The organism is Actinomycetota bacterium, from assembly GCA_041658565.1.
Lineage (GTDB): Bacteria > Actinomycetota > AC-67 > AC-67 > AC-67 > JBAZZY01.
In genome coordinates this window covers 71,317-87,605 of the sequence record JBAZZY010000005.1, presented here as the reverse complement: position 1 = coordinate 87,605, position 16,289 = coordinate 71,317, and the positions used below count along the sequence as shown (strand labels likewise).

The window sequence follows — 16,289 nt, the reverse complement described above, 5'->3', positions numbered from 1 at the left end:
CCTCTCCCCATTGCTGGAGTGAATCGGGTGAGGTGGTTATGCCGAGGCGGAGAGCTTCGAGAACTGGGTTTGCAGTCTTCTTGGCTGCGGCAGCGCTTGTTGCACCGCGCGGGGCACCGACGGCGTCGCCGTCCGAACTCGTTGCTCCACCCCTGCGCCCGGAGGGGCGCTGGCTGGTGGATGCGACCGGGCGGGTCGTCCTCATGCACGGGCTGCAGATTGCTCGAAAGACTGCCCCGTACTTTCCGCCTGTTGCCGATTTCGACGAGCGTGACGCTGATCTGATCAAGTCCTTGGGAATCAATGCCGTTCGTCTGGCGTGGTTCTGGAAGGGCCTAGAACCTAACCGCGGCGAGTTCGACGACTCGTACCTAGAGCATGTGACTCGAGTGGGTGACCTGCTCGCTTCCCGCGGAATCTTCCTGCTGGTGGAATCCCACCAAGACCTGTTCGGTGAACAGGTGCGAGGATCGGGCTTCCCGGACTGGGCAACCCGCACCGATGGTGTCCCTGCGGGCCCCGATGCCGGCTTTCCCTTCAGCTACGTGACATCTCCCGCTCTCAACCGGGCATTCGACAACCTGTATGCAGACACTGATGGGATTGCGGGTGCCTACGCGAAGGCGTGGCAGCACGTCGCTGCGGCCTTTGCGTCCCAGCCCATGGTCTTGGGTTATGACCTGTTCAACGAACCATGGCCGGGAAGCAGCTACCCGACGTGTGCCAACTTTGCAGGATGTCCGGTCTTCGACAGTAATCTGCTCCAGCCGCTGCAAGATCGCCTTGCGTTCGGGGTGAGAGATGCCGATCCGCGCGCAATCGTGTTCTATGAGCCGCATCCGTTTTTCAACTACGGGGCTCGGTCTCATCTGGCTCCGCCGCCCCAAGCTTCCGGCCCGTCGGGCTTGTCCTTCCACGCATACTGTTTGGCGGCTGGGGCGCATTACCGCCCCGACGACGAGTCTGGGTCGGTCGGGTACCCGACGTGTCCCGTCGCCGACGACCTCGTATTCCAGAACGCGCTCGAAACCGGTGAGCAGATGGGCGTCCCACCGCTCTTTTCCGAATTCGGGGATACGCAGGACCTGGCGTTGATCGAGCGATACATCCAACTTGCGGACAAGTACATGACGGGATGGATGTTCTGGGGCTACAAGGACTGGGTGGACGTGCCGGGTGGCGCAGGAGACGGTGCCCTCTTCGACGACAGCTCGGACTTTGGAAGTCTTCGGCAGGAGAAGGCGGACGTCGTTTCGCGGACACATCCGATGGCAGTTGCCGGCATTCCGATCGGCTATCGCTTTGACCCGACGACCGCAGAGTTCTCGATGGAATACCAGCCCCGACCGACGCTCGACGATGCTTCGACCGTGATCTTCGTACCGGTCGATCGTCACTACCCGCAGGGATACCAAGTGAGCGTTGAAGGTGCGCAAGTGACCTCGTCCCCCTGCTCTACGTATCTGACGTTGAAGAACAATCCTGGGGTCGACGCCGTCAGCGTCGCGGTGCGGCCGGGCGGGGAGTGCGAGTGAGGCGCAGGATCCCGTGGATCGTCGGATGTGCGTTGCTGGCGCTTGCGGCTCCACTGGCGGCTGTGCCCGGGCATCACCCGGATCCGCACGCCCTGCCGGTGCCGTTCGACGGTGAGCCCTGGTACATCGAATACGCACGCGGACCGGATGGCGTTCCGAACGGGACTGTAGGTACTCAAGTTTCTGACTTCGGGAGTCATTCGGGGATCAAGGCGACCCTGCTGGATGATCGTCCGCTGCTCGCCGCCAACTACACCGATGGCACGGGGTTCGGAGAGAAGATCGACCGCACATACTTCAATCTAGAGAGTCCGAACGGTGAATCATTTGAGCCGGCGGATCGAAGGGTTAGGTTCTCTCGTTCTTCGTGGGACGAGACCGGGACACTTGCGTCGCCGGCGGGAGAAAGGCTGGATGTCCAGGGCTTTGCCACCGGCATTGCGACAGACGTCTTTCTCATGGATCTGCGAATCCGGAACGCGGGGCCGACCGGCGTCGAGTTCGTTCCCTCCTTCGCGGTTGAGAGCACCGCGAATTCCCGGGAGTTCACGGAGTCGTCCCATCCGTTTCCAAGCGAGGGGACCTCGACCGTGGTTCCCGGATTCGAGGGAGTTCCCAGAGTGGCGATCGCCAAGACGCTTGGAGAGACGACGATCTCGGGAGCGAGAGCTGCGGCTACCGCCTTCCGAGTGATTGCTCCCTCGTTCGGCATTGAAGCAGTAGACGAGGTTCACCGGCTGGACGACTACTCGATCACAATCCGCGGAGAGAACTCGGTGATCGCCCCGGATGCCGAAGTAGATGTGTTTGCGGTGGTTTCCTTCGCGGAGTCGGCGGCCACCGCCGACGACCTTGCCTCTGCGGGTTTCGATTTGGTCGGCGGGCAACCGGCAGTGGCGCGCGCGCGCGTCCTTGCCGACTGGGAGCGCTTCGAGGCTTCGCTTCCAGTGCCCAACGTCACCGGTGACCGCGCGCGCGCCCTCTTCCTGGCATCCCACGCCGGCTTACGGATGAACTTGTACGCCCCCCGTGCCTCAATGCCGTACTGGGGATCGCTCCCGGGGAAGGCCCATTTCAACTTCTTCTGGGCGTGGGACACCGGGATACATGCGCTTGGGCAGACCGCGTGGTCCACGTGGAATCCGTCTTGGCGCGGATTCGATCCAAACTCGGGCACGATGGCAGAACAGCAACTTTCAACGCTCTTCCGGGCGCAACTCGCGGACGGCGCGGTCCCGATGATCGCGGATGAAAACGAGGTCCCGGCGCTACCGGTGTATTCGCAACCTCCGGTGCAGGGCTGGGCCATTCGTGAGGCGTATGAGTCGGATCCGGATCGTGCACGCGCGCGGCAGTGGCTCGAGCGGATGTATGAGGCCAGCCGCCGATACCTCGCGTGGTGGGAGACTCGGCGGGACACGGACCGGGATGGACTCGCGGAGTACTTGTCGGGCGCTGAGACCGGGTGGGATGACACCCCCCGGTACGTGGGATCGGAGGGCTCGGTCGCCGGCACTGCCCCGGTTGCAAACGAGGACGCCGTCGATCTACAGGCGTGGTTGGTTCAGTACTTCGACGTGATGGCCTGGGCGGGAGAGGAACTCCAAAAGGGCCCGGAGATCGAAGCGTGGCGGCAGAAGGCGAATGCGCTGGCGGTCCTTGTGGAAGACCGGATGTGGAACGAGGAGCGAGGGGCGTGGCAGGACATCCTGCTCGGCCCGGGCGGACACGAGTTCGCAGATGTCGCGACACCGGCGATGTGGTGGCCCGCATTTGCAGGGTTGTCTCGGGATGAGTCCCGCGTTCGCCGCGTGATCGAACAAACCCTGTTGGATCCGAACCGGTTCTTTGGGGAGTTCCCAATTCCAACGGTTGCCTACAACGATGGTAACTATGGTGACGGATCAGATGGGTTCTACTGGCGCGGGCAGATATGGATGGTTCCCGCCTATGTCGCACTGCAGACGCTGGCAACCTACGGCTACGAGTCGGAAGCCGAGGCGTTGCGCGCACGCCTCCTGGACATGATGGCTGGGAAGGGCGGACCGTATGAGACCTACGACGCGCGCACGGGACAGGTGGGCTGGGGCTCTGGAGGCGTGGGTGAGCCAAGCGTTCATCTCATCGGCCTGTCTACCGCGCTGACTTCGGAGATGCTGCTCTCTCGGTACGACCGGCAGAGGCTTCTGTTTGCCGGCGCGCGCGGGTTCCGTGGGTACGTGCGAGATGCCTCGTGGTTGTCGGATCGAGCGCCGGCCTTCCAGATCGAGTCCGGCGGTTATGAGGTCCCGCTTGTCGATGTGGAAACGCTTCGGGGAGAGTCCTTGCGTCTTGCGGACGAGATCGCGGTGCGGATCACGGACCCCAGCGGCAACCTGAGCCTGAACGTCTCGCGGGAGATCTCCGTGAGGTTTCCGTCGCTCGACGGCTTTGATGTGTTCGTCGTTGGTCACGGTGGAGAGCGGAGTGACGTGCCTCTTGGGGTCGGTCCGGGAACAGCTTTTCGAGCGGTGTTGACGCAGCCTCCCTCCGATGTTGCTCAGTATCTCCTTGTGCGTCGGAAGTGATTCGCGGGGCCGGTCCTTAGGCCTCCAGCACGAGGGCGATTCCCTGGCCGACGCCGATGCACATTGTCGCCAGGCCGTGTCCACCGCCGCGCCTGCGCAGTTCCCACGCCAGGGTGGTCGTAATGCGCGCGCCGGAACACCCGAGCGGGTGACCGATAGCGATGGCGCCGCCGCTCGGGTTGACGATGCCCGGGTCGAGGTCGGGCCACTCGGCCATGCACGCGAGCGATTGCGCCGCGAAGGCTTCGTTCAGTTCCACGGAAACAAGGTCGCCCCATCCGATCCCCGCGCGCCCCAGCGCGCGCGCGGCCGCCTCGACCGGTCCGATCCCGAACAAGTGCGGCTCAACGCCCGAGACTCCGCGCGCCGCTATGCGCGCCAAAGGCGCGCGCCCACTCGCGCGCACGACCGCTTCGCTCGCGAGCATCAGCGCCGCCGCGCCGTCGTTGAGTGGCGAGGAGTTTCCTGCGGTGACCGTTCCGTCCTCTCGAAATGCCGGGGCGAGTTTCGCCAGTTTCTCGATCGAGGTGTCGGGGCGGATGCACTCGTCGCGTTCCAGCAGCGCGAGTCCCTTCGCAGTAACGGGAACGATCTCATCGTTGAAGCGTCCTGAATCCCAGGCATGCGCCGCGTTGCGGTGGCTCGCCAATGCGAACTCGTCCTGCGACTCCCTTGAGATCCCGTACTTCTCGGCCAGGATCTCGGCTCCTTCGCCGAGGGACACCGTCCATTCGCCCGGCATTCGCGGATTCACCATCCGCCACCCGATCGTCGTGGAGTGCAGCGTTTGTGCTTCCCGGGGAAACCCACGCTCCGGCTTGCACAGAACCCACGGCCCGCGGCTCATCGATTCCACGCCTCCGGCGATGCACACGTCGGCGTCGCCGACGGCGATCTCCCGATAGGCGGCGGTAATCGCCTCCATCCCCGAGCCGCACAGGCGGTTGACGGTCGCTCCGGGAACACTCACCGGCAGACCCGCGAGCAATGACGCCATTCGGGCAACGTTGCGGTTGTCCTCGCCGGCGGCGTTCGCGTCGCCGAAGTAGACGTCGTCGATTCGCGCGGGGTCGACCTCGGGAACGCGAGCGACCAGTCCGGCGATCGCGGTTGCGGCAAGATCGTCGGGGCGTATGCCCGACAGGGCGCCGCCGTAACGGCCGATCGGCGTGCGTACCGCGTCGATGATGAAGACTTCGTTCGTCACCGTGGCTCCTCTCGCACGCCGAGGCGCGCCGCTCGATTCGGAAAGTTCCCTGAGGTTCGAACTAGTCTACGCGGCGGGTGGGCGTGCTCCCGCGGGTATCGTGGAGGCCGATCTTCGTTCGAGCGCAGAGAGGAGTTGACGGTCGGCCGTGCCGAACACAGGTGGACAGCCGCGGCTGCGCGTGCCGTGGTCGCGATCGGACCGGCGGCTGCCGCGTCTGGTTGCCCGTCCTTTGCAGCAGTTCCTCCAGACCGAAGCAGCGGGCGGGATCCTTTTGCTCGCAGCCGCGGCCGTAGCGCTTGTTTGGGCGAACGTGTCGCCGGCGTCCTACGACGCGGTCTGGCACGGCGAGTTGACCTTGCGCATTGGGTCCTGGGGGATTTCCGAGGACATCCGGCACTGGGTCAACGACGCGCTTATGGCGCTCTTCTTCTTCGTCGTCGGGCTCGAGATCAAGCGTGAGTTGGTGTCGGGGGAGTTGCGCGATCCGCGCGCGGCGGCACTTCCGGCATTCTCGGCGCTTGGCGGGATGGTCGTTCCGGGCGTGATTTACGCCGCGGTCAACGCCGGCGGTGCGGGATCCGCCGGATGGGGAATCCCGATGGCGACCGACATCGCCTTCGCTGTTGGAGTGCTGGCGATCGTCGGGCGCGGCCTGCCGTCGGGGCTCAAGCTGTTCTTGCTTACACTTGCCATCGTCGATGACATTGGAGCGATCGTCGTCATCGCGATCTTCTACTCCGGCGGGATTTCGTGGCCGGCGCTGGGGATCGCGTGCGGCCTGCTCATTGCAATCGTGGCTCTTCGGCGCGCGCGCGTGCGGCCCGTGGCCGTCTACGCGGTTTTCGGCGCCGGCGTGTGGCTGGCGGTGTTCGAGTCGGGCATTCACGCGACGATCGCCGGGGTCGTGCTCGGGCTGCTGACGCCGGCCGTGCCGTTTGGGCGGTCGAGTGAATGCGGCGACCTCCCAGAGCCGTCCCGAGAGGAGCTGTCGCCGCTCACTCGACTCGAGGTCGCGCTGCATCCCTGGACGAGCTTTGTCATCATCCCGTTGTTCGCGCTGGCCAACGCCGGCGTTTATCTTGGCGGCGGTGTGCTCAAGAGCGCGTTTTCCAATGCAATCACGGTCGGCGTTGTCGTCGGACTCGTCGTCGGGAAGACGGTCGGGATTTCGCTCGCGGCGTGGGCTGGAACGCGGTCGGGGCTGGCCCGTTTGCCGATTGGTGTGACGTGGTTCCAGCTCGTTGGCGCCGCGGCAGTCGGCGGAATCGGATTCACGGTCTCCTTATTCATCGCGGGGCTGGCGTTTTCGAACGGGTCGGAGCTGGCCTCGGCGAAGGTCGGGATCCTCGCGGGGTCTCTCGTCGCCGGCGTCCTTGGAGGTGCCCTGTTGATGCGCGCGCGTCGCGGAGTGTCGCGCTTGAGTGAGGGGGACTGACGTGGCTTCGAGGTCGAGGATTCCCACCGAAGGCAACCCTCGCTGCCGCGCCGTCGTGCTTGCGTGCATTGACTTCCGTTTCGTCGAGCCGCTGCGGAGGTTCCTCGACGATCAGGGGCTGACCGGGGACGCGGATCTCATCGGGTGGCCCGGCGGTGCAGCGGGGATGACAACCAAGGACGCATCGTCGATCGAGGCCGCCCTCGAGTTGGCGGTCGCCTTGCACGAGCCGAGCGAATTGATCCTTGTCGCGCATCACGACTGCAGGCGAATGGGCGGTTCGGCGGCGTTCCCCGACCAGGAGTCCGAGAACGCCATGCTCCACGCCGCGCTTGAGCGCGCCGCAGAGATTGTTTGCGGCCGCTTCCCTTCGCTCGCGGTACGCCTGATTCGGATCGACGAGTTCGGCGCAGCGATTCCCGTCGCCGACGGGTGCGCGTAGCGTCAAACCGTTCCGATCGGCAGGAACTGCGGGAGGACGCCGCGAATGCTTCCAGTTCGGGGAGCTGCCTGCTCGGGAGGAGACGCACAGTGAGAGCGCCACGCAGAAGGACGATTCCGGTCCTGGTCGCCCAGGCCTTGGTGATAGGAACCCTCGTGACCGGACCTTCGTTCGCGACGGTCGGTCCGTATTCGGGGGGTCCTACCGACTTCGTGGAAACAAGTCAGGGGCAGATCGCCGTCTCCGTCGTTCTTCCCAAGGATTACGATCCTGCCAAGACTTATCCGTCCATCCTCGAGATGGCCGGGTACGAGAACGGCTCCGCGAGCGCCGACGGGCGCACGATGCTCGGCACGACCAGGGACGTCCTGTGTGCGCAGAGCCCCGACCCGCGATACTGCCCGCCCGACCCCCCGCTCGCCGAAGACAGTCAGGCGCTCACGGCCTCGTCACACTTCACCGACGACGGCTATGTGGTCGTCCACGCAAACCTGCCCGGGACCGGATGCTCGTCCGGGGAGTTCGGCCTCTACTCGTTCCAGGCGGCGCTTGCCGGCTACGAGATCATCGAGAACTGGATGCCGACACAGCCTTGGTGGAACGGGGAGGCTGGGATTCTTGGGCACTCGTGGAGCGGCATGACCGGCTTCTTCATCGCGGCGCAGGAAGGACTCGCCGCGAGCGAGGGGCGACCTCACCATCTCGTCGCCATGACGATTTCGGGACTCGTGGACGATGTGTATCGCGGGATTACCTATCCCGGAGGCGTCTTCAATACGCTCTTCCCGCCGTTGTGGTACCTGGGAATCCGCAACGCCTACAGCGTTGCCGGCGGCACCGCGCAGGGCGTAGCGCGCAACGCCGACAACGACAACGGCAAGCAGTGCGCCGTCAACTCCGCAACCCACACGCTGTCTACGGACGACGATCCCATCGTCCAAGGATTGGTTAGCCAGGGACTCGACAACGACTACTGGCGGAGCCATTCCCTCATCTCGTACGCAGACCTGATCGACGTGCCGACTCACATCACCGGCACGTTCAACGACGAGCAGACCGGCGCGCGCGGATTCTCTCACCTGTGGGACGCGATCTCGGTCCCGAAGCGCCTCCTGATGGTGAACGGCGACCACGACACCAACGTTAAGGCGCGCGAGACCTGGGCCGACCGAAAGACCTGGATGGACTACTGGATGCGCGACATTGCCCCGGACTCGTCGTGGGGGTGGAGTCCGACCCAGCCGACGTCGGTGCGTGCGCTGCTCGAGCTGCACAAGGACGACGACGGGAACCTCGTCTCAAACGGCCATATCGACTCGACGAGCTACCCGTTTGATCAGACGACCTGGACCGACTACTACCTCTGCGGCGGCAAGGCGCTGACGACGGATCGCGCGACGTGCGGGGTGGGTTCGGACACCTATCTGTCGGGCACACGCCGCCAGTCGTGGAACTACCAGTTCGGCTACGACCAGAACCCACCGTTGACGACCGCAGACGGACCAGACCAGGTCCGTCTGCAAGGCCCCGTCGTCGAGGAAGGCAATACCTGGGCGATCGCCGGTCCGATCGTCGCCGACCTGTACCTGTCGGCCTCGGGAAACGATACGGATTTGTTCGTCCAGATCGCCGACGAGGACACCGCGAGCAAGTCGATCTCGTTTCTGCAGCGTGGGTGGCTGAAGGCGAGTCACCGAGCGATCGACCCAGCCAAGAGCGACTACACCAGCGTGGATCCGGCGCGCGCGAACTTCCTGTACCGCCCGTGGCGGCCGCACGTGGATCCGGTCGCCATCCAGCCCGGCGTACCCGAGAACTACTTCGTCGAGGTCTGGCCGGTCGCGCACGTGTTCCGGCCCGGGCATCGCTTGGTCGTGATCGTGACCGCGCCTCCGGCCGTGGACAGCGATTACGCGTTCGCGGTGCAGACAAGCCAACCGGTCTCGGTGAACACGCTCATCTACAACGACGAATCCCATCCGTCGCGCGTCACGTTGCCGGTCGTGCCGGCGACCGATGTCACCGGCCTCGGCGCGACGGGGCCCGGGTGCCCCGGATACTGGCAGGTGCGCTGCGCGGGGGAGTGACGGATCCGACGTGGACCTGCTGCGGCAGACGGCGCGCGCCGGGGGTTCGCCGCGCGCGTCGGGTTAGATCTCCTTAGAAGGAGCTTCGGTACCCGCCGACCTGCTTCCAGTGGTCGCCTTCGATCCGGAACTCCAGGACCTTGTTCGAGCCGATGCGCGAACCCGGCGTGAAGCTCTGCGGCGACCAAGTCTTGGGCGTGACCTTTAGTGACTGCAGCGCGGCTCGGAGCGTGTTATGGCCGAGGTTCGGACCCGCCGCGCGCAGCGCCGCCTCCAAGACTTCGCCGATGCCCCAACTCACGAGGCCGATGTCGTCGGCGGTCTCGTTCGGGTACATCGCTTTGTACGCGGCCTTGTACTCGTTGGCCGCGGGGCTCGACAAGGCCACCCACGTGCTGAACGAGCGCGCTCCCTCCATTGCTCCGTTGCTGTTTCCAACCTGAGCGACGGTGTTGTAGCACCACCAACCCGCGGCGCCGACCCAGGTCGGGTGGTAGGCCGCGCCCTGGGATTGCTGGGCGAGCTTGATGAACGGGGTCGGTGCCGAGGCCACGAAGACGACGTCGGCGTCCGCGTTCTTGAGCCTCAGCACGGTCGAGGAGTAATCGTTGCCTTGCCCGTCAATCGTCTCTTCCGTGACGACGTCGGTGCCCCGCTCACGCATCCGACCGCGAAGGGCGGCAGTGAACTCCTCATTCTCCTTGTTGTCCTCATGGACGATCGCGTATCGCTTGCCCGCAAGGTCGCCGGTCATCATGTAGTCGGCCACCAACCGTCCTTGCGCCAACAACCCGATGTTGATCTGGAACGTGTTGGTCTGCGAGGCGCCCTTGCTGGTTTCCAGCACGCCTCCGTTTTGGAATGCCACGTTCGGGAAGCCCTGATCGTGCAAGAACTGAGTGACCGCGCGCGAGACGTCGAGCCGATCGAGAGTGAAGAACGAGAACGCCTTCTCGGCGATGCACTCGCGTGCCGCAGCCAGAGCCGAAGCGACCTGCGACTCGGTGTCCTTGACATTCAACTTCACGTAACGGCCGAAGATGCTTCGTCCCTGCTTTCTCAGGTAGTCCCAGTAGAGGTTCGCGCCCTTGTCCCAGGAGGTCGGGATCGGCGACGCGCCGGTCAGCGGGACGAGCACGCATACGTTGATCTCGGTGGCGGTTACGCCGGGACGGGGGCCGGCGTTTACGGGGATGCTTGGTTGCCGCGTCGACGGTCCACCGGTCGGTTCCCCGGGCCCTACCGTCGGACCCGTCGTCGGGTTCTCGCCGCCGGGCGCAGGTGCATTCGGGTTCAGCGGGTCTTGTCCTTGCGGTCCTCCGGGCAAGGCGGGGTCGTTGAGGCCGTCGCCTCCACCGGCGCGCGCCAGGCTGTCTTGCTCGGCCGGCCAGCGCGCTCCGCACGCAGTGACGACCAGAGACATCGCCGCGATCGCGGCGGCAAAGCGAAGACTAGATCTCTTCATCGATGTTGGAGACACTTCGCCGCGTCCTCCATCTTTCCCTTGTCCGGTGGTGCGACCACTGCGCCGGTACGTGACAGATGTTCCGAACTGTCCGGCGATCGCGCATGAATGCGCGATCTGCACTGGAGAATATGGTAGCCCCCGGGGGGCGGGCCCGCGAAACCGCCGGTCGGGAATGGGGCCGGTCCGGCGAAGTATGCTGCGATCCCGGCGGGCTCGGGCGGTCCGCGTCCGGAGGTGAATCGGGTGTCAAGTCCGTTTGGCGAGATGAGGATCATCGTGAACCCGCGCGCGGGCAGGGGGGCGGTCGGGCGCGCGCTGCCGCCGCTCGAGCGCGCGCTGGAGGCCCGAGGACTGGCCTATCACGTCGCCCGAACGGAAGGCCCTGGGCACGCGATTCGCCTTGCCCGCGAGGCGCTTGAGAGCGGAACCCGGTTCGTTGTGGCCGTCGGAGGCGACGGCACCGTTCACGAAGTCGTCAACGGGATGATGGCGGACGACGGGCCGGTCAACCCCGACGCCGTCCTCGGAGTTGTAGCCGCAGGCTCAGGTTGCGACTTCGCGCGCACATTCGATCTTCCCCGTGATTTCGAGCGGATCGCCGAGTACCTCGGCGGGACGAAGACGCGCCGGATCGATGTCGGACGGGTACGTTTCGTCGACAAAGCCGGGGCGCAGGGCGCGCGGTGGTTTCCGAACATCGCCGATGTCGGCTACGGCTCCGAGTCCACTGCGCTCGCCCAGCGATTGCCTCGCAGCCTCGGCCGCGCCGTCTACTTGATCGCCGCATGGGCAACGCTCGCGCGATTTCGGCCTGAGCGCGTCACGATCACGATGGATTCGGACACCTACGAGGGAAAGATGAATCACCTCGCGGTGGCCAACTGCAAGTTCTTCGGTGGGGGCATGAAGGTTGCTCCGAACGCGATCCCCGACGACGGGCTTCTGGATGTCTCGGTCTTCGACGGACATCGATCGGACATGATCTTCAAGGCGCACAAGATCTTCAAAGGCTCGCACGTTCCGCATCCGAACATCCGCGAGTACCGCTCGGTGCGCGTCGAGATCAAAGCGGCGAGTCCGATGCTCGTTGAAGCCGACGGTGAGATCCTCGGCTACACGCCGGCGGTGTTTGATCTTGTGCCGAACGCACTCACGCTGAAAGTCTGAACGCCGCGCGCGCTACAGCGCGGCTCGCAGGGCCTTTCGATCCACCTTGCCGATAGGCGTGAGTGGAATGGCGGGAACGATACGTACCTCACGCGGGTACTTGTAGCGACCGAGTCGTTCTTTGCTGAAGTCGATCAGATCCTGCGCCGCCGCCGTCGCTTCCGGGCGCAGTGCAACGAAGGCCACGACTTCCTCCCCGAGTTTGGTGTCGGGCCGCCCGATCACGCCGGCCATCACGACGTCTGAATGCTGGAGCAAGACGTCTTCCACGTCGCGTGGGAAGACGTTGAATCCCCCACGAATGATGAGGTCTTTCTTCCGGTCGGCGATCCAGATGTAGCCGTCCTCGTCGACGCGCCCGATGTCGCCGGTGTGAAGCCACCCGTTGCGAAGCGTTTCCTCGGTGGCCTCGGGTGATCCCCAGTACTGCTTCATTACGCCGCGCGCGCTCACGCAGATCTCGCCGAGTTCTCCACCGGGGACTTCGGCGCCGGAGTCGTCGAGGATCTTGACTTGGTAGCCGGGCAAAGGCAGGCCGACGGATCCGAGCTTGCGGCCTCCCGCCGGGTTCACCGATGCGATACCACCCGACTCCGTGCAGCCGTACCCCTCGAGGATCTGTACGTTCGGAACCCTGCGCTCGAACTCGAGCGCGACCTCGGGCGCGAGCGGTGAGGATCCGCACACGAGCGAATGCAGTGAAGAGAGGTCGTAATCCTCGATCGGCATGCCGAGCAAGATCTGCAGCATCGAAGGAACGACCAGTCCGCGCTGGATCCGGTGTTCTTGGGCGAGTTCCAGCCACTGCATCGGATCGAACCACCGCATGAGGACTCCGATTCCTCGTTCCTTGCTGTGGAAGGACACGACGCTTGTTATCAACCCGAACGCGTGCGACAGAGGCAGCGGCGTGAGGGAGCGCGTGATGCCGGGCACGTCGGACGCTTCGTAACTTCCGCGCGCGCACCACCACACGTTCTCGTGCGTGAGCACGACTCCCTTGGCTCTACCGGTTGTGCCGCCCGTGTAGAGCAGCGCCGCAGGATCCGTATCGCCGCGCGCCACGATCGCACCGGGCTCCGCCTGGAGCAGGGAGGCGAGTGACACGATGCCGTCTTCTTCGGGACCAAGGCAGATGATCCAGGCGACGGATGCGACACCGTCGGTGGCCGCGCGCACGGTGGGGAGGAACTCCGGGGTCGTGATGACTGCGCGCGCGCCGCAGTCTTCGAGGATGTGGCGCAATTCCTGCGGCGGCAGAAGGAAGATCGTCGGGGTCACGATCGCTCCGGCGCGCCACAGCGCGGAGTAGGCGATGCCGACCTCCGGGCAGTTCGCCATCATCACCGCGACACGATCCCCTGGGGCGATCCCCAGGCCGGTAAGGCCGGCTGCAAGGCGGGTGGTCTGATCGAACATCTCTCCGGAGCGGTACCAGCGCCCTTCGAAGAAGACGCTTTCGTGGTCGCCGTGCCGTCCGAATGCTTGCTCCGCAAGAAGTGCGATGTTGTGCTCGCCGATCATGCCGGTCCTCCCGTTGCTCACCCGATGCTCGCCGCATGCTACCGATCGGACCTACGTCCATGTTCAGCTTCGGTTCGTAGGCTAGGGGAGTGACGAACTTCCCGGACGGGCATTTGCGTGGCGCAAAGGGTCTCCTGCTTGCAGCCGGTTTGCCGACCGCCGCTCTCGCGGGCTGGGCGCTCGGCGGTATTGCCTCGCATGCCGGCCTCGCGCAGGAACTTGATCTGCCGCTCGCGCAGACGCTCGCGACCCACTCCGCTTCTTGGATGACTCGACTGATGCGCATGGTGACGGTGCTCGGCGGCTGGCCGGTCGCGGCCGTGGCCGCCACCGCAGTCGGGATCGCATGGTTCGCTTTGCGCAAGAACTTCGAAGGGCCGGTTCTGCTCGGCGTTTCGCTTTCCGGCGCGACGGTACTGGAGGTCGTCATCAAGACGGCGGTCGGCAGACCTCGGCCCCCCGTCGCGCACCTGATCGGCGCGCGCGGCTGGAGCTTTCCGTCGGGCCACGCGCTTCGCGCCACCGTTCTGTTCGGAGTCTTTGCGGTTCTGGCCGGCCGTTTGTGGCCGGGGTGGCGCGCGCGCGTTCGGTTGTGGGCCGTCGCGGCGCTCCTGGTGCTTCTAGTCGGAGCGAGCCGGATGATCCTCGGTGTTCATTACCTGACTGATGTCCTCGGCGGCATTGCGCTCGGCGCGGCGTGGCTCGCCATCACGACGACCGCTTTCCCGCCGCGCGCGCCGCGGGCATGACGCCGCGCACATCAACCAATCACGGCGTGGACGACAAGGCCTGTACGTCTCATTGCGCTGAGCGCGCTGCGAACGTGCCGCTATGTCAGGGGAATGCCGTACGGATGGCCTCGGCTACAGCGCGAAAAGCAAGTGCGGCCTCGGAGTGGGGCGCGGTGATCATGACCGGCCAACCGGTCTCGCCCGCGATCGCGACGTTTGGATCGAAGGGGACCTGTGCGAGCCGGCTCACCCCGCGCGACCAGATCGAGCGCTCGGCGGCCACCCGAGGGAGCAGCTCGATCTCCTCTTTGCAGTGGGGGCACTGAAGGAACGTCATGTTCTCGACGCCACCCAGCATCCGCACGCGCGCGCGGCGGAACATCTCGATTGCCTTTCTGCCGTCGAGGTGCGCCACGTCCTCGGGCGTGACGACCACGATGGCGGCGCTGAGAGGGAATCGGGACACCAGGGTCTGATGCAGATCGGCAGTGCCCGGCGGAAGGTCGACGATCAGGTAGTCGAGGTCGTCCCAGGCAACGTCGTGGAAGAACTGCCGCACGATCATGTCGACGAACGAGGATTGAAGTGTGAGCGGGTGATCCTCGCCGATGATGAACGCGCTCGACATGATCTTCATCCCGAACTTCTCCATGGGTTCGATCCTCGTGGCGCCGAGTTCGGGATTCCTGGCCAGCTCCCAGGACGAAACCGACTCCCGCCGCATCAGATTGAGCATGCGGGGGATGTTCGGACCGAACAGGTCCGCGTCGAGGAGGCCGACGCGCGCGCCGGTATCCCCGAGGGCGAGGGCCACATTGAGTGAAACCGTGGACTTTCCGACGCCGCCCTTCCCGCTCCCGACGGCGATGATTGTCCTGGCCGGTGGGCCGGCGTTCACGACCGCTTCCTGCGGGTTGTGCGCCAGTTCACGCCGACGTGGGAATCCCCTCGCCGGAGCACGCGCCAGGCCTCGGGCCGGCCGTCGAACGACACCGTGATCTCGAGGTCGCGGTCGCCGGGACTTCCGAGCGAATCCCATTCTGAAAGCAGTGAATCGAGAATGCGTTCGGCCGACTTGGACCCAAACGACCGGACGTGGGTGCCTCCGTTTCCCCGGCGCACCGCAACCGAGACCCCGTCGAAGTCCGGACTGACGACCCCGACGCCGAAGTGGCGCCCTCCCGCGTACTGAACGGTCGATCTACGCGGGAGTCCAAGCATGAGGAAGGTCTGCAGAGCGTTGCTTTGGCTTTTCGCGGCAACGTCGCGGATGCGTGGTTCCGACAGAAGGAGCCGGACGAGGCGTTCTCGACCGGCCCGGCCGGCACGCCCGAGCGGCGCACCATCCAGGTGTCCATACACATGCGTGGTCGTGCCGGAGAGTTCGAACGCTGTGATTCTGCGCAAGGCATGAACGAGTGGCGCGCTTTCATCCGCGTCGGAGCGAAGCCCCATGAAGCTCCCAGGGTTCGAATCGATCGAACGCAGGCCGTTGTTCGTTCGCTCGAACACCACGATGGATTGCACTGAACCAAAGCCCTCAAGAAGGCGGAAAGGCACCTCGATCACGCCGCGCTCGGCAAGTTGTTGCCACCACGCGCGCGGAATCGAATCGGTGGAAGCCGTCACGATGATCCGGTCGTAGGGAGCAGTCTTGACCCATCCACCTCGTCCATCGCCGGTGACAACTTGGGCCGAGAAACCACCGCGGCGCAGGGCGGTCCGCGCCCTCGCGACGAGTTCCGCGTCGATGTCGATGGCCGTGACACGTCCGGTCGGTCCGACGATCTTCGACAGCAGAGCCGCGTTGTAGCCGGTTCCCGCGCCGATCTCCAGAACGCGCAGCCCCCGACGAAGCCGGAGCGCTTCGAGCATGACGGCCATGATCGCCGGCTGCGACGACGAGGAGATCGCCGCACCCTTGGGATCGGTCTTTGCGACAAGCGGAAGATCCACGTAGGCGGCTTGGAGCCCTCCGCGCCGGACGTGGTCGGCGACGAACAGCTCGCGTGGGACGGCGAGGAAGGCGCTTCGGACCGCCGCGGTCTTTATTCTCCCGGCCTTTTGGAGATCGGCCACCAACTTGCGCCGAAGAACTGCTGATTCCTCAGGCATGCAGTGAG

The 16,289-nt window shown here is 65.2% G+C and carries 12 protein-coding genes; 7 read left to right on the top strand and 5 right to left on the bottom strand.

What is annotated here, in order from left to right; all coding sequences use genetic code 11:
* Positions 1-38 precede the first annotated feature (38 nt).
* Together WDA27_04985 and WDA27_04980 are read left to right on the top strand one after the other, a co-directional pair.
* Complete coding sequence (locus WDA27_04985) at positions 39-1,535, top strand: cellulase family glycosylhydrolase (GenBank protein ID MFA5890288.1); 1,497 nt, start codon at positions 39-41, stop codon at positions 1,533-1,535.
* Positions 1,532-4,102 carry a trehalase family glycosidase gene (locus WDA27_04980; protein ID MFA5890287.1) on the top strand — a complete coding sequence of 857 codons (2,571 nt, stop codon included), beginning with the start codon at positions 1,532-1,534 and terminating at the stop codon, positions 4,100-4,102. Before WDA27_04985 ends, WDA27_04980 begins: the two co-directional genes overlap by 4 nt.
* A gap of 16 nt (positions 4,103-4,118) precedes the next feature.
* On the opposite strand, the gene WDA27_04975 is transcribed toward WDA27_04980, so the two are convergent.
* On the bottom strand, positions 4,119-5,309 hold the full coding sequence (locus WDA27_04975) for an acetyl-CoA C-acyltransferase (GenBank protein ID MFA5890286.1): 1,191 nt from the start codon (positions 5,307-5,309) through the stop codon (positions 4,119-4,121).
* 148 nt (positions 5,310-5,457) lie between these two features.
* Here WDA27_04975 and nhaA point away from each other — a divergent pair, with 148 nt between their 5' ends.
* The 3 genes from nhaA (at position 5,458) to WDA27_04960 (ending at position 9,276) form a co-directional block, all read left to right on the top strand.
* Positions 5,458-6,747, top strand: coding sequence for a Na+/H+ antiporter NhaA (gene nhaA / locus WDA27_04970; GenBank protein ID MFA5890285.1), 1,290 nt, complete (start codon positions 5,458-5,460; stop codon positions 6,745-6,747).
* A 1-nt stretch (position 6,748) separates the two neighbouring features.
* Positions 6,749-7,189 (top strand): carbonic anhydrase, encoded by a 441-nt coding sequence (locus WDA27_04965; protein ID MFA5890284.1) that lies wholly within the window; start codon positions 6,749-6,751, stop codon positions 7,187-7,189.
* Positions 7,190-7,278: 89 nt separating this feature from the next.
* On the top strand, positions 7,279-9,276 hold the full coding sequence (locus tag WDA27_04960; protein ID MFA5890283.1) for a CocE/NonD family hydrolase: 1,998 nt from the start codon (positions 7,279-7,281) through the stop codon (positions 9,274-9,276).
* Positions 9,277-9,349: 73 nt separating this feature from the next.
* On the opposite strand, the gene WDA27_04955 is transcribed toward WDA27_04960, so the two are convergent.
* A complete protein-coding gene (locus WDA27_04955) occupies positions 9,350-10,741 on the bottom strand; it encodes an ABC transporter substrate-binding protein (protein MFA5890282.1) in 1,392 nt (463 codons plus the stop codon).
* Between the two features lie 246 nt (positions 10,742-10,987).
* Between WDA27_04955 and WDA27_04950 the strand changes: the two genes are divergently transcribed.
* Positions 10,988-11,911, top strand: coding sequence for a diacylglycerol kinase family protein (locus tag WDA27_04950; protein MFA5890281.1), 924 nt, complete (start codon positions 10,988-10,990; stop codon positions 11,909-11,911).
* Between the two features lie 12 nt (positions 11,912-11,923).
* Here WDA27_04950 and WDA27_04945 read toward each other — a convergent pair whose 3' ends face one another.
* Positions 11,924-13,456, bottom strand: coding sequence for an AMP-binding protein (locus WDA27_04945; GenBank protein ID MFA5890280.1), 1,533 nt, complete (start codon positions 13,454-13,456; stop codon positions 11,924-11,926).
* 68 nt (positions 13,457-13,524) lie between these two features.
* Here WDA27_04945 and WDA27_04940 point away from each other — a divergent pair, with 68 nt between their 5' ends.
* Entirely contained in the window at positions 13,525-14,184 is a 660-nt protein-coding gene (locus WDA27_04940) for a phosphatase PAP2 family protein (GenBank protein MFA5890279.1), read from the top strand.
* 85 nt (positions 14,185-14,269) lie between these two features.
* Here WDA27_04940 and WDA27_04935 read toward each other — a convergent pair whose 3' ends face one another.
* Positions 14,270-15,064: a P-loop NTPase gene (locus WDA27_04935; GenBank protein ID MFA5890278.1), complete on the bottom strand. Its 795-nt coding sequence runs from the start codon at positions 15,062-15,064 to the stop codon at positions 14,270-14,272.
* Positions 15,061-16,281 (bottom strand): methyltransferase domain-containing protein, encoded by a 1,221-nt coding sequence (locus WDA27_04930; GenBank protein ID MFA5890277.1) that lies wholly within the window; start codon positions 16,279-16,281, stop codon positions 15,061-15,063. Before WDA27_04930 ends, WDA27_04935 begins: the two co-directional genes overlap by 4 nt.
* Positions 16,282-16,289 lie beyond the last annotated feature (8 nt).

Coding starts and splice junctions, on each gene's coding strand:
- WDA27_04985 (MFA5890288.1), top strand. CDS start 39: ATGCCGAGGCGGAGAGCTTCGAGAACTGGGTTTGCAGTCTTCTTGGCT.
- WDA27_04955 (MFA5890282.1), bottom strand. CDS start 10,741: ATGAAGAGATCTAGTCTTCGCTTTGCCGCCGCGATCGCGGCGATGTCT.
- WDA27_04930 (MFA5890277.1), bottom strand. CDS start 16,281: ATGCCTGAGGAATCAGCAGTTCTTCGGCGCAAGTTGGTGGCCGATCTC.